The following is a 14,662-nucleotide window of genomic DNA, read 5'->3' as shown; positions in this document are numbered from 1 at the left end:
TGACCGCAGACACTCGTCAGGGGAGGCCTCACCAGGGAGTGCCGATCAACTGAACCCCCGCCCAGAAGTAGGGATGGGTCACGCCTGCCGCAATCCGACGCCGCTGGGATGGGCTCAGCTCCGTGAGAAGGGGAACGCCATCGGATCCGATGACCTTATCGCCTTCCAGCCGCAGCTTGCCAGTGGCCATGGCCTGGCGGGTGGCCCGCAGGGCTTCGGCTTTCTGCATTCCCTGGTCGAGGAAGCGATAGAGCTGCAGGAAGTAGGCGGAGGTGGCGACATCGTCGACATACCAGAGCGTGCCGATGGCACTGCGGGATCCCGCCTGCAGGGCCAGGCCGGCGAATCCGAGCTCACTGTCGCTGTCGCCAAGGGCCGTGCGACAGGCGCTGAGCACGAACAGCTCCAGCGGGCTGCCGCTGCGCTGCTGGCGCAGGCGGGCGAACTCCTGCAGGCTCACCGAGCCGGTGCCGGTGTAGATGCGCGCCTGGGAGGGGCCACCGGGCAGGAATTCGGCATGGGTGGCCACGTGCAGGCGCTCATAGCGCGGGTCGGCCGCACGGCTCAGCAGCACCTCCGGGGAAAAGCTCCTGTTCAGGAACCGGTCGACCCCCACCCCCTCCGGGATGCCGGCCAGTTCCTCGGGCACCAGGGGCAGGGGGCTGAGACCCTCGAACTCCGAGGCGCCCGCCGCCAGCACCCGCCCCCGGGTCTGGCGCGGAGGGCCGAAGGAGGTGAGGTTGAGGGACGGGGTGATCGAGAAGCCGTAGCGATCCCCGAAATAGCTGGTGCCGTCGTGGAGGGCCGCGAAGGGGAGACCCTGCAGGCCCCGGTCGGCGACGATCACCAGCGTGGTGATCCCCTTGGCCCGCAGTTCCGCAGCGAAGGGCTCGATGACGGCCCGGTGGATCTGCCTGGACGGGGAGTCCGGGTTGTCCACCTGGAGGGGCTCGAGGCGGGCCAGCTGCCGGTACAGCGCCCGCAGCTGGTCACCGAAGCGCTCCCTGGAGAGCTCGACACGCTTGCCGAGGGGCTCCCCCCGGCGGCTGAGCAGGATCAGATCGAGGAACGAATTGGCCGGCTTCGGCCCGGTGCTGCCGGCGGCCCCGGGCTCCTGGCCCGCCACGGGCTGCTGTTCCTGGCCCGCCAGGGGCTTCTGTTCGGTGAAGGACACCATCAGCACCGCCGGATTGAAGCGCTCGTCCTCCCTGTCGCCCTTCTGGGACGCCTTGCTGAGCAGCTGCTGCAGTTCCTCGAGGCGCAGGGTTCCGCCGGACTCCCCCGCCGTTCCCACATCCCCCAGGGTCCGGCGCACGTCCTCGCTGCGCTGCTGATCGCCGTCGGTGATCGCCGCGGCCACCAGGGCCGGGGAGAGGGTGGTGGTGGTGACACTCAGGGGGCCGGGCGCCGGCATCGAGCCGCCGGTGAGGCTGAAATCGGCCTCCGAAAGGTTCACCGCCAGGGCATCGGAGCCCACCCCGCGCCGGTTGCTGGTGAGGGTGGAGCCGAAGGGTGTCGTCTGGGTCGACGGAAAGATGCGGTAGCCGAGATCGGGCAGGACGAACGACGGGCTCGACGGGGAGAACGGTGAGGAGGCCACCGGGACCGTGGCGGTCAGGGGAGGAGTCGGCGTGACGGGCGGGGTGGGGCTGACGGGTGGGATGGGGGTGACGGGCGGGTCGGGCGGCGCCGGGGGCGGCGGCGGTGTCGCCGCCAGATCGCCGCCGAAGCTGAATGGCAGCTGGGGATCGCCGGTCGTGACGACGCCCTGCAGCGTGAAGCCGGTCGGCAGGGTGATCTGGCCGGGGTCGAAGGCGCCGGAGATGCCGCGGGCCCGGATCAGCTCGAAGGGGGTGATGACCCCCACGACCGGCGGCGACACCACCTCCAGCTCCCCGCCGAGGCGGGTGTCGCCGAAGACGGAGAGCTGGTCGGGGGTGGAGAGATCGAACAGGAGCCGGCTGTTGGGCTCCAGCGTGAGGCTGCGGGCAAGAATCTGCAGCGAGCCGATCGGATCGAGCAACGCCTCCGGTGCCCCCGGCAGCAGGGAACTTCCGTTGGTGAACGTCCCCAGACCGGAGCCCACCTCGATCAAACCGGATCCCTGGATCATTCCTTCATTCCGGAAGACGGCGCCATTGATGCGCAGGCGCGACGAACCGCCCTGCAGCACGATCGAGCCGCCAGGCGCGACGGCCGCGCTCTGCAGGTCGAGGCTGGCGCCGGGGGCGATCAGGATGGAGCCGGCGTTGTCGAGGGCCGCCAGCCGGTTGTCCCTCCTCAGCTCCAGCCTGGCCCCGCTCTGCACGGCCAGAGTCGGGCCATTCACCGTGGCCTGGTTGAGCGCGAGTGTCGCCCCCGTGGCGACATTGATCAGGGTGGTCTTGACGGGCGTCGGGTCCGTGACCGTGCCGCCGTCGATGCCGCTGCTCACGGCGGAAGGGCCGATCTGCAGCAGCGCCGTCGCGAAGGCCGTGACATTGCGGCCGGGCCCCTGGACGTAACGCCTGGAGACATCCAGAACGGCCGGCCTGGAATCATTTAACTGCGACAGTTGAATGGCCCCGAAACTGGTGGGGCTCCAGGTGAATTCACCGGTGCGAACGGTGCCCGACAGGAGCTTGAACGGCTCGAAGGCTCCCGTCAGCTCGATGTTGCCATCGATCCGCGACGCCCCCTGGAAGGTGCGCAGGGTTCCGGTGTTGATGTCCACCGCGCCCTTCTGCCAGCTGATCGCTCCCGCGGGGAGGGAAGGATCGGCTCCTTTCTGATACCAGAGATTGACATCCAGTTGGCCCAGCGCGGAGGTGTTCGCGAAGGCCGTGGGATCCGCGCCCGGAACGTTGATCAAGATGTCGCCGTCGGCCCGCAGCTCCAGGGTGGCGTTCGGCCCCGCCGTCTTCTGGACGGGGGCCAGCAGGGAGATGGTGCCCGACTGGGTCCCGGCGGGATCGGTCGTGTCCACGATCACCGTCTGGCCACCGTTAAGGGCGGTGTTGATCAGTCCCACATCGATGAGCGACGCGGAGCCCGGCACTCCCCCAGCGGAACCGCCGGGGGGAGAGCCGCCGCCGGATCCGCTGGGAACGATGGCGATGTCGCGGGGATCGATCAGCCAGGTGCCGCCCCGCCCCGACGCTGCCGACAGATCCGGGGCGGTGGAGAGCGCCAGGCGGCTGGCCGAGGTTTCGACGAAGCCGCCATCGCCCCCCTGGGGGCCGCCCCGGGCGCTGATGACCCCATGGACCTCGGCCCGTTCCCTGCCCAGGATCTCGATGGTCCCGCCCCGACCCGCGCCGCTGGCATCCGCCCGCAGGCTGGAGCCGGCCATGGAGACCCGTTCCCCGGAGAGCCGGATGCTGCCGCCAGCCGGACCGGACACCTCCACCGTGCTGTCCTGGAGCGACACCGTCTGCCCCTGCAGGGCCACGGTCCCCCCGGGCGCCTGCAGCCGGGCTCCCCCCAACAGCACATGGCCGCCCTGGGCATCCAGCAGCAGGCCCCCATCGACGGTGAGCAGGCCGCCGTCGATGGCCAGATCCCCCTGGGCGGAGAGGCCCAGCTGCGCCAGGGTGGCCGGATCGGTGCTCAAGCCGGCCGCACCCAGGGCCGGGAGGCCCGCCAGGGAAGCGGCCCCGGCGGCCGTGGTGCCGAGCACGTCGAAGCGCCCCTCGCCCACCTGCAGGCTGGTGGCGGTGGTCAGGTTGAGCTGCTGGACATTGCTGAACGTGCCGGCGCCGCTGAGCCGGAGCCCCCCCGGTGAGAGCCAGACCAGGTTGGCCCGTTCGCTCAGGGTGACGGCCTTGTCGATGAAGCTGCCCAGGGGGTGGGTGACCCCCACCATCACGTTGCGATGCCCACCCACGTCCAACGTGACGCCGGTGATCGCGCCGCGGGTATCGAAGGCGGAGAAGCGGTGAAAGAGGTTGGCCCCGGCGGAGGTGCCCCCCCGGATCGCACAGGCACCGCTGAAGCAGCTGCCGCCGATCTGGCCATTGACCACACTGCCGAGTCCAAGGATCCCGCCGGTGGCGGTGATCTCACCGGCGGCAGCCGGGGAGCCCAGCAGGCCCAGCACAACCGTGAGACCCACCGGAGAGAGGCTGCGCCGCCGCTGTGTCAGCCATGCCGGACAAAAGGAGCCGATCCTGCCCAACTCACTGGCGAAAAGGTAGTCGTTGCTACTCAAGATTCGGCCCGCTCGCCGATGTGGCGGGTAAGTTCCCTAGGCGCCGATGGCTGAACCACTTGCAGGGTCACTTGCGGGGTCATCACTCACGCCTCAGAGCGTGTCAGGTGTTGCGCCAGGTGGTACTCAGCCTGATCTCATCGATCCATCAGCAAGCTACCAGCCTGTCTTTCTGAGCGGGAACTCGGCCCACCCTGCATGCTCCTCCTTCTCGCCCAGCTGGTGGCCCCGCCCCTGCAGGATGGCCCGATCCGCCTTCCTGGCCCGCCCCAACCGCTGGATCGGCCCGCTCCCGCCGAACTCCAGCCGGCCCCTCCGATCGACGTCCGCCCCCTGGAGACTCCCGCCCCCCAGCCGGCCGGCGGCGGAGCGCCGCCGGCCGGTTCCGCCGCCCCGGAACCAGCCCCCCAGCTCCCCAGCCCCCAGGCGCAGGCCCCCCTGCCGGGGATCCGCGGGCTGACGCTCTACAGCCCCGAGCAGGTGCGCACGATCCTGGCCGAGTGCAGCAGGATCGCCGCCGCCGCTGAGCGGCTCAAGGCCTGCGCCGTGGCCCTCAGCACCCGGCTCGTCTTCGACGGGTACGTCAGCAGCCGGGTCTATGTGGTGAGCGACCCGGCGCCGGGCTATCTCGATGTGGTGGAAGGCCGTGTGGTCGGCATCCAGGTCACGGGCAGCGATCCCTGGCTGAACCGCCGCGTCGGCCGGCTGCTGCGGCCCCTGCGGGGCCAGATCCTGCGGCTGTCCACGGTGGAGCTGCAGCTGCAACTGCTCAAGAGCCAGCCGGGCATCGGCAGTGTGCGGGGCACCCTGGCGCGGCTGGGCAGCGATCCCTCCGAAGGGGTGTTCCGCGTCGCCGTGGAGCCGTCCAGGGAGCCCTGGCAGGGGGATCTGGCCCTGCGCAATGACGGCAACAGCGGCTCGGGGGAGTTCCGCGCCGTGACCACGCTGCTGAAGCCAAGCCTGCTGCGGCGCGGGGACACCCTGCTGATCTACAGCGAGCTCAATGCCACCGACACCCCCGAACTGGGCGCCGCCATCGCCTCCCTCAGCTACACCTACCCCCTGGGCGACAGCGTCAGCCTCACCGGCGGCATCGGCTTCAGTCGCCGCAACCTGGTGGAACTGCCCGCCCCGGCCGACGGGTTCTCCACCAGCCAGTACCAGGCCCTGGCCCAGCTCGAGTGGGTGTTCCGCGAATCCCTCAGCCAGCGCTGGAGCGTCTTCGCCGGCTACAGCAACAGCCGCAGCAACATCTACGAGCAGGGCAGCGCCCTGCCAGCCTCCGTGCCCGCCAGCATCCGCGCCCCCGCCGGCGGCTACCTGCGGGTCGGGGTCAACGGCAGCGGCGCCGGCCGCCACAGCAGCTGGAGCGGCAGCGCCTACCTGCTGCAGGGCATCGCCGCGGCGACCCCTGCCGTCCAGCGCCAGGAACTGGCCGAGGCCGGGATCGCGGCGGGCCGGGCCACCGCCATCGGCGGCTTCCTCTCCGCCTCCTGGACGGTCTCGCCCCGCTGGCAGGTCAACCTGCGGACCGCCGCCCAGCTGGCCTTCGCCCCGCTGACCTCCTCGATGCAGTTCACCCTCGGCTCCGATGTGGGCCTGCGCGGGCTGCCCGGCCAGCTGATCAGCGGCGACAGCGGCTGGCTGGCCAGCACCGAGGCGGTCTGGACCTTCTGGGACAGCAGGACCAGCGCCCTCCAGCTGGTCCCCTTCATCGGGGCCGGCGGCGTCCGCACCAGCTTCAGCGGTGGCTCCTTCGGCGACACGGTGGGCTCCGGCGGGCTGCTGCTGCGCTGGCTGGCCAGCAACCACTGGTCGGTGGAGCTGGGCTGGGCCCAGCCTTTCTCCACCACCGACAACCTGGGCCCCTGGAACGACTGGCTGCTGGGCCAGGGCCTCTACACCCGGGTCAACTACCGCTTCTGAACCTCAGGCGCTGCCCAGCTGGGCCGCCAGCTGCCGGCGGGCCTCAGCCAGAGCCCCATCGAGGGCGGCGCCGTCCCGTCCCCCCGCCTGGGCCAGCTGGGGCCGGCCGCCGCCGCCACCGCCGCAGAGCCGGGCGATGCCGCCGATGAAGGGCCCCGCCTTGACGCCGGCGGCCACCACCGCGGGGCCGAAGGCCGCCACCAGGATCACCTTGCCAAGATCCGCCGGGTCCGGCAGGCCGCCGAGCACCACCGCCGCCCCCTCCCCGAGCTGCTGCTGCAGGCGCTGGGCGGCCTCCTGGAGGCCGGCGCCATCCACGCCATCGAGGCGCTCCACCAGCAGCCGATGGGGCCCGATCGCCTCGGCCCGCTCCGCCAGAGCACCGGCCTTGGCCGCCGCCAGGGCCCCCCGCGCCGCCGCCAGCTCCTTGAGGGTGGCCCGCAGCTCCTCGCCCTGGAGGGCCACACGCTCGAGGATCTCGCCGGGCTGGGCCTTGAAGCGGTCGGCCAGCTCCCGCACCACCCGGTCACGCTCCCGCAGGTAGGGGAGCAGGGCGGGACCCGCCACGGCCTCGATGCGGCGGATGCCCGCCGCCACCCCCGTCTCGGTGACGATCCGGAACAGACCGATCTCGGCGGTGTTGGCCACGTGGGTGCCACCGCAGAGCTCCATCGAGACGCCGGGCACGTCCACCACCCGCACGACCTCGCCGTACTTCTCACCGAACATGGCCACGGCGCCGGCGGCCCGGGCCCGCTCCAGGGCCATCTCCGCCACCTCCAGGGGGTGGGCCTCGGCGATCCAGCCGTTGACCAGGTCCTCGATCTGCTCCAGCTCGTCCGGGGTCAGGGCCCGGGGGCAGTGGAAGTCGAAGCGCAGCCGGTCGAAGTCCACCAGGGAACCCGCCTGGGAGACCCCGTCATCCACCACCTGCTTCAGGGCCGCCTGCAGCAGGTGGGTGGCGGTGTGGTGGGCCTGGGCGCGGCGGCGGCAGCTGCGATCCACCCGGGCCTGCACCACATCGCCCACCGTCAGACGGCCGCGCTCGATCCGGCCGCTGTGCACGAACACACTGCGGTTGCGGCTCACCGCCTCGATGGCCACGATCAGGCCGGCCCCGACCCCCGCGGCCGCCTCCCCGGCCAGCAGCACGCCCCGATCACCCACCTGGCCGCCCGATTCCCCGTAGAAGGGGGTGCTGTCGAGAACGATCTGCACCGCATCGCCGGCGGCGGCCGCGGTGGCCGGTTCGCCGTTCACCACCAGGGCCAGCACGCAGGCCGCCTGGTCGAGGGCCTCGTAGCCGCGGAAGTCAGTGGGCGCAAGGGCGCCGGCCACCTGCTCGATCGCCCCCTGCAGGGTGAGGTCGATGCTCACGGCGGCCGCCTTGGCCCGCTGCCGCTGGCGCTCCATGGCCGCCTCGAAGCCGTCCAGATCCACCGTCAGGCCGTGCTCCTCGGCGATCTCCGCGGTGAGCTCCAGCGGGAAGCCGTAGGTGTCGTAGAGCTCGAAGGCCGCGTCGCCGCTGATGCGCTCTGGGCGGGCGGCGAGCACCTCGGCCAGCAGCTTCTCGCCCCGCTCCAGGGTGTCCAGGAAGCGGGCCTCCTCCCGCTCCAGCTCGGCCAAGATCACCTCGCGGCGCTCCGGCAGCCGGGGGTGGGCCGGGGCCATCAGCTCGATCGCCGCTTCCCCCATCGCCGCCAGGAAGGGACGGTCGATGCCCAGCAGCCGGCCGTGGCGCACCACCCGGCGCAGCAGGCGGCGCAGCACGTAGCCCCGGCCCAGGTTGGAGGCGGTGACGCCGTCGGCGATCAGCTGGGTGATGGCCCGGCTGTGGTCGCCGATCACCTTGAGGGAGGTCTGGGCGCGGGCGTCGAGGGCGCGGTAATCGAGCCCCGCCAGGGCGGCGGCGGCTTCCAGCAGCGGATAGATGAGGTCGGTCTCGTAGTTGTTCGGCACCTGCTGCAGGATCTGGGCCATGCGCTCCAGGCCCATGCCGGTGTCGATGCTGCGCCGGGCCAGGGGCGTGAGCGTGCCGGCCGCGTCGCGGTTGTACTGCATGAACACCAGGTTGTAGAACTCGATGAAGCGGCCGTCGTCCTCCAGGTCGATGCCGTCGTCGCCCCGTTCCGGGTGGAAGTCGTAGTAGATCTCCGAGCAGGGGCCACAGGGGCCGGTGGGGCCGGAGGCCCAGAAGTTGTCGGCCTCGTCCATGCGGATGATCCGCTTCGGATCCACCCCCACGGCGTCACGCCAGATGGCGGCGGCCTCGTCGTCCTCCCGGAAGACGCTGACCACCAGGTGGGCGGGGTCGAGGCCGAACACTTCCGTGGTGAGCTCCCAGGCCCAGGCGATCGCCTCCTCCTTGAAGTAGTCGCCGAAGGAGAAGTTCCCCAGCATCTCGAAGAAGGTGTGGTGCCGGGCGGTGCGGCCCACGTTCTCGATGTCGTTGGTGCGGATGCACTTCTGGCTGCTGGTGGCCCGGGGCCCCGGCGGCGGGGCCTGGCCGAGGAACACCGGCTTGAACGGCAGCATGCCGGCGATGGTGAGCAGCACCGTGGGGTCGTCGGGCACCAGGGAGGCGCTGGCCATCCGCCGGTGCCCCCGCTGCTCATAGAACGCCAGGAAGGCCTCCCGGATCTCGGCCCCGCTGCGGGGCCTGGGGCGGGTGGAATCGGCAGCCATCACGACAACGCAGGGAAAGGTCCTGGGACAGGCATGATCGCCCAGCGCGGGGGCCCGGGGTCGCCCCGCCGGCCTCAGTCGTGCTCCATCAGCGTCAGCTGGACGCTGATCTGGCTGAACTTGGCGCCGATGTCGCAGGTGAGGCCTGGTGCAGGCCGATCACCATGTCGGAGTCGCCGCCCGCCCGACCCCCCGAACCCCCGCGAAGCAGGAGCGCAGCTCGCCCAGCAGGTCCTGGATGACGTTGGGATGGGGTTGATCAGGCCTGGGGCCCCAGCAGGGCGTCCAGATCCACCGCATCGATCTGGTCGGCGGCCATGAAGCGCTCCGCATAGGTGAGGTAGACCCCGGAACGCAGGAAGAGATCGAACAGGTCCGCATCGATGCGGCCACGGTCCCGCAGATTGGCCAGGATCCCCAGCGACTGGGACAGGGGCATGCCTTGCTTGTAGGGGCGATCAGCCGCGGTGAGCGCTTCGAAGATGTCGGTAATCGCCAGAATCCGGGCCGGGATCGACAGTTGCTCCGCCGTCAGTCCCCTCGGGTAGCCGCGGCCGTCGAGGGTTTCGTGGTGCCCCCCCGCGATCTCCGCGACGCGGGCCAGGGAGGGCGGAAAGGCCATGCTCTCCAGCATCACGATCGTGTGGATCATGTGCTCGCGGATCTTGTAGATCTCCTCCGCGGTGAGGGTGCCCCTGGCCACCGAGAGGTTGTGGAGCTCGCCGCGGTTGTAGAGCAGCTCCGGCACCGCCAGGTTGAAGCCCCAGCGGGCTTCCGGCACCTCCTCGGCCGGCCGGGGGATGCGGTGGTGGGGGGCGTCGCTGAGCAGGGTTTCCCGGGCGGGCAGGGGCGGCGGCGGCCCGCCATACCGGGTCTGCTCCTCCCAGCCCAGGCCGATCCTGTCGTCGAAGTGGCGCCACCACGTGCGTTCCGCCAGCCGGCGGAGCTGGGCGAGTTCCTCCAGGTCGGTGCCTTCGCTGCCCAGGTTGCAGCGGGCCACGCAGGCGAAATCCGCCTGCAGCTCCTGCTCCAGCCGGGCGTAGTCCCGCTGCAGGGCGTCCGGATCACCGCCCGCCAGCAGACCCTCCAGCAGGGCGATGCGCCCGTCCCGGAGCAGCACCTCGAAGCGGGTGCGGATCTCGTGCAGCCGGTTGACGGGGGCGTCCAGCTTGGTGGCCTTCTCCACCACCGCCTCGGGGGTCACGATCTTGCCGCAGTCGTGCAGCCAGGCCGCCGTGCGGAACTCCCGCCGCTCCGCCTCCCCCTGGAAGCGGAAGGGGGCCAGCGGCCCCTCCTCGGTGGCCTCCGCCGCTTCCGCCAGCAGCAGCGCCAGCTGCGGCACCCGGGAACAGTGGCGGCCGGTGTGGGAACTGCGGGCATCGATCGCTCCCGCCAGCAGGGCGATCATCGAATCGATCTGCCGCTGCTGACCCTCCAGGGCCTGGGTGCGCTCGACGCAGACGGCCGCCAGGGCCGCCAGAGCCTCGATCAGCTGCTGGTCGCCGGCGTCGTAGGGGCGCACCAGCGAGGGGGCCGACTCGGGGGTGAGCACCGAGCCCGCCTCCCGTTTGCGGTTGATCAGCTGCATCACCCCCACCACCTCCCCGGCCATGGTCCGCAGCGGGACCACCAGCATCGACACCGCCCGGTAGCCCATGCGGCGATCCAGTTCGGCGTCGAAGCAGTAGGGACGGTCGGCGGGGATCGCGTAGACGTCGGGCAGGTTGAGCACCTCGCCATGCAGCGCCGTCCAGCCCACCAGTCGCTCGGGGGTGATCGGGAAGCGCTCATCGAGCAGGCTGGCGTCGATGCCGGTGTCGCCGGCGGCCAGGGAGCTGTTCTGGAAAGCGGTGAACCAGAGCCGCTTCTCCCCCTTCGCCTCCTCCACCAGGTAGATGCTGCCGGCGTCGCTCAAGGTGAGATCCCTTGAGCTGGAAAGGATCTGCCGCAGCAGGGCCGGCAGGTTGACCGCACCGCTGATGGCGGTGGCGATCTGCAGCATCTCCGGCAGCGCGCGCCGGGCCTGGTGGGCATCGGAGGCGTGCGGTGGCGGATGGGCGGCGCTCAAGGGGTGGCCAACCGTGGGGGGGTCCGTTCCCTGCCCGGCAGCAGTGAAGCGTGACTGGAATCAGACAAACACCGGAAGGCCGTGACGGCAACAGCGGTCGGTGGCCGTGGCTGAGCGGCAGGGCTGGAGAGGCGTTCTGGAGAGCTGCTGGAGAGGCGATGGGCTGCCTGACCCTCTGCACTGGTCAGCGCACCTGAATAATGTAAGCCTGCCGGTGGCCAGGCATGATCGGGCCATCGCCATGGCCTTGCCGTTGACCCAGGCGTCCGACGATTCCCGTGCCCGTCTGCGGCTGCAGTCCCTGTCGTGGGCGCTGCTGGGCGGACTCGCCGCCTCCCTGATCGGCCTGCCGGCCGGCCTGGAGAGTGGGCTGCGATCGGCGGGCTGCGGCTTCTTCTACGGCCTGCTGGCCTTCCACCTCCAGCGCGTCGATCCGGATGACGACCACCTGGCCGCCGGCCTGGTGGGGGCGGTCTGCGGCATCCGCAGCCTCGGGGGGCCCGTGGCGGTCACCCCCCTGGGCCTGCCGGTCCCGGCGATCCATTCCCTTCTGCACCAGCCCCTGGCCAGTGGGGCGGTCGGCGGAATCCTCGAGCTGCTGCGCGGCTGGCTGCCGCTCTGGCTGCCCCTGATCGGCAGCGCCCTGCTGCTGCAGGCCGCCCAGCGGCTCCTGCCGGCCCTGCGGCCATGAGCCTGCTGCATGCCACCTGGCTGTTTCCGCCGGAAGGGCCCGGGGGCCGGCTGCTGCTCTGGGCCGACACCTGGAGGGTCGCCACTCCGGTGGCGCCCCTGCGCACCGTTCCCGACCATCCCCTGTCCCTCAGCGTCGACGATCTGGGCGCCTGGCTGGATGACCATGGCCTCTGGTCGGAGGCCTTCCGGCCGGCGGAGGCCCAGCTCACCCTGCCCAGCCGCAGCCAGGGGGCCCGGGGCCGCCGCAAGGCGGCCAGCGAGGGCCTGGCGGCCTGGAGCGGTCTGCCGCTGCAGGCGGGTGAGCCGATCCCGAAGGAGGTGCAGTGGTGGCCCTGGCGGGTCGAAGGCCTGGCCCTCGATCCGGCGGGGGCGGGCGAGTGGCTCGCCGGCCTGCCCCTCTCCGGCGACGATCCCGGCCTGGCCGACGATCTGCGCTGGTGGAGCCATCTGGAGCGCTGGGCCCTGAGCCTGATCGCCCGCGGCCGCTGGCTGCCCCAGGTGGAGGAGGAGCGGGCCCGCTGGCTGCCCCTGCTCAACCGGGAGGGGGACCGGCGGCGGCTGGAGGAACTGGCCATCCGGCTGCCCCAGGTGGCCACCTGCGCCATGGCCCCCGGAGCGCCGGGGGAGGGGGGACTGGCCTGCCGCCGGCCCGGCAGCGGCCGGCTGCGGGTGGCCAGCCTGCTGGAGGCCTTGCTCGATGGCCAGCTGCGCACCGGCTTCCGACCCCCCACCGAGGGCCTCGATCCCCTGCTGGTGGCCTGGCAGAAGGCGCTCGGCCCCGGCCCCGGCCGGCTCGAACTGGACGAGGAGGAACGGGAGCGGCTGGCGGTCGCCACCCACCACTGGCGCGAGGCGGTGGCGGGGCGGGTGGCCCCGGCCCGGGCCTGCCTGGAGCTGTTCACCCCCGAGGAGGGCGAGGAGCTCTGGGAGCTGCGCTTCTCCCTGCAGGCGGAGGCCGATCCCAGCCTGCGGGTGCCGGCGCGCACGGTCTGGAATGCGGGCGACGGCCGGCTCCAGCTCGGGGAAGTGGAGGTGGCCGAGCCGGGCCAGCTGCTGCTGGAGGGGATGGGCCGGGCCCTGCAGGTGTTCGAACCGATCGGCCGGGGCCTCGATGCGGCGGCGCCGGAAACGATGCAGCTCACCCCGGCCGAGGCCTTCGTGCTGGTGCGAACCGCCGCCACCCAGCTGCGCGACGTGGGGGTGGGCGTGGTGCTGCCGGCCAGCCTCAGCGGCGGACTGGCCAGCCGGCTGGGGCTGGCGATCGAGGCCGAGCTGCCGGACCGTTCCCGCGGCTTCTCCCTGGGGGAAAGCCTCCAATGGAAATGGGAGCTGATGATCGGCGGAGTCACGCTCAACCTCAAGGACCTGGAGCGCCTCTCCTCCAAGCGCAGTCCGCTGGTGCAGCACAAGGGGGCCTGGATCGAGCTGCGGCCCAGCGATCTCAGGAACGCCGAGCGCTTCTGCGCCGCCGACCCCAACCTCAGCCTCGACGATGCCCTGCGGCTGACGGCCAGCGACGGCGACACCCTGATGCGGCTGCCGGTGCATCGCTTCAACGCCGGGCCCCGCCTGAGCGCTGTTCTGGAGCAGTACCACCAGCAGAAGGCCCCGGATCCCCTGCCGGCGCCGGAGGGCTTCGCCGGCCAGCTGCGGCCCTACCAGGAGCGGGGCCTGGGCTGGCTGGCCTTCCTGCACCGCTTCGACCAGGGGGCCTGCCTGGCGGACGACATGGGCCTGGGCAAGACGGTCCAGCTGCTGGCCTTCCTGCAGCACCTCAAGGTGGAGCAGGAACTGAAGCGGCCCGTCCTGCTGGTGGCCCCCACCTCGGTGCTCACCAACTGGAAGCGGGAGGCGGCGGCCTTCACGCCGGACCTGGAGGTGCGGGAGCACTACGGTCCCCGCCGGCCCTCCACCCCCGAAAAGCTGGCCAAGGCCCTGGACGGGGTGGATCTGGTGCTCACCAGTTACGGGCTGCTGCAGCGCGACAGCGAACTGCTGGAGAGCATCGACTGGCAGGGCGTGGTGATCGACGAGGCCCAGGCGATCAAGAATCCGGCGGCCAAGCAGAGCCAGGCGGCCCGCGACCTGGGCCGTCCCGGCAAGCTGGGCCGCTTCCGCATCGCCCTCACCGGCACCCCGGTCGAGAACCGGGTGAGCGAGCTCTGGGCCCTGATGGACTTCCTCAATCCGCGGGTGCTGGGGGAGGAGGGCTTCTTTCGCCAGCGCTACCGGCTGCCGATCGAACGCTACGGCGACATGAGTTCCCTGCGCGACCTCAAGGCCCGTGTCGGGCCGTTCATCCTGCGGCGCCTCAAGACCGACCGCTCGATCATCTCCGACCTGCCCGAAAAGGTGGAGCTGCGCGAATGGGTGGGCCTGTCGGCGGAGCAGGCGAAGCTTTACCGCAAGACCGTCGACGAGAGCCTCGAGGCCATCGCCCGCGCCCCCCTCGGCCAGCGTCACGGCCAGGTGCTCGCCCTGCTCACCCGGCTCAAGCAGATCTGCAACCACCCGGCCCTGGCCCTCAAGGAGAGCGCGGTCGACAACGGCTTCGCCGGCCGCAGCGCCAAGCTGCTGCGGCTGGAGGAGATCCTCGAGGAGGTGATCGAGGCGGGCGACCGGGCCCTGCTGTTCACCCAGTTCGCCGAATGGGGCCACCTGCTCAAGGCCTACCTGGAGCAGCGCTGGCGCCAGGACGTGCCCTTCCTGCACGGCGGCAGCAGCAAGACCGACCGGCAGGCGATGGTGGACCGCTTCCAGGAGGATCCCCGCGGCCCCCAGTTGTTCCTGCTCTCACTCAAGGCCGGGGGTGTGGGCCTCAACCTCACCCGGGCCAGCCACGTGTTCCACATCGACCGCTGGTGGAACCCCGCCGTGGAGAACCAGGCCACCGACCGGGCCTACCGGATCGGCCAGACCAACCGGGTGCTGGTGCACAAGTTCATCACCAGCGGCTCGGTGGAGGAGAAGATCGACCGCATGATCGAGGAGAAATCCAGACTGGCCGCCGACATCGTCGGCAGCGGTGAGGAATGGCTCGGTGGCCTGGAGGTGAGCCAGCTGCGGGATCTGGTGGCCCTGGAGGAGAGCTGAGCGGGCGA

General features: G+C 71.5%; 6 protein-coding genes. 3 read left to right on the top strand and 3 right to left on the bottom strand.

All coding sequences use genetic code 11. The annotated features are described in order from the left end of the window. Positions 1–28: 28 nt before the first annotated feature. On the bottom strand, positions 29–4,093 hold the full coding sequence (locus CYAGR_RS12805) for a CHAT domain-containing protein (protein WP_043325863.1): 4,065 nt from the start codon (positions 4,091–4,093) through the stop codon (positions 29–31). Positions 4,094–4,387: 294 nt separating this feature from the next. Between CYAGR_RS12805 and CYAGR_RS12800 the strand changes: the two genes are divergently transcribed. Further along, on the top strand, positions 4,388–6,115 hold the full coding sequence (locus CYAGR_RS12800; RefSeq protein WP_015110254.1) for a ShlB/FhaC/HecB family hemolysin secretion/activation protein: 1,728 nt from the start codon (positions 4,388–4,390) through the stop codon (positions 6,113–6,115). Positions 6,116–6,118: 3 nt separating this feature from the next. On the opposite strand, the gene alaS is transcribed toward CYAGR_RS12800, so the two are convergent. Then, positions 6,119–8,800 (bottom strand): alanine--tRNA ligase, encoded by a 2,682-nt coding sequence (gene alaS / locus CYAGR_RS12795; protein ID WP_015110253.1) that lies wholly within the window; start codon positions 8,798–8,800, stop codon positions 6,119–6,121. Between the two features lie 259 nt (positions 8,801–9,059). Further along, on the bottom strand, positions 9,060–10,868 hold the full coding sequence (locus CYAGR_RS12790) for an HD family phosphohydrolase (protein WP_015110252.1): 1,809 nt from the start codon (positions 10,866–10,868) through the stop codon (positions 9,060–9,062). A 241-nt stretch (positions 10,869–11,109) separates the two neighbouring features. On the opposite strand from CYAGR_RS12790, the gene CYAGR_RS12785 reads away from it, so the two are divergent. Continuing rightward, positions 11,110–11,559 carry a hypothetical protein gene (locus CYAGR_RS12785; RefSeq protein WP_015110251.1) on the top strand — a complete coding sequence of 150 codons (450 nt, stop codon included), beginning with the start codon at positions 11,110–11,112 and terminating at the stop codon, positions 11,557–11,559. Further along, entirely contained in the window at positions 11,556–14,654 is a 3,099-nt protein-coding gene (locus CYAGR_RS12780) for a DEAD/DEAH box helicase (RefSeq protein ID WP_015110250.1), read from the top strand. The genes CYAGR_RS12785 and CYAGR_RS12780 overlap by 4 nt, the downstream gene beginning before the upstream one ends. The last annotated feature ends 8 nt before the right edge of the window (positions 14,655–14,662 follow it).

The organism is Cyanobium gracile PCC 6307 (genome assembly GCF_000316515.1).
GTDB classification, from domain to species: domain Bacteria; phylum Cyanobacteriota; class Cyanobacteriia; order PCC-6307; family Cyanobiaceae; genus Cyanobium; species Cyanobium gracile.
This window is presented reverse-complemented; position numbering and strand designations above follow the sequence as displayed.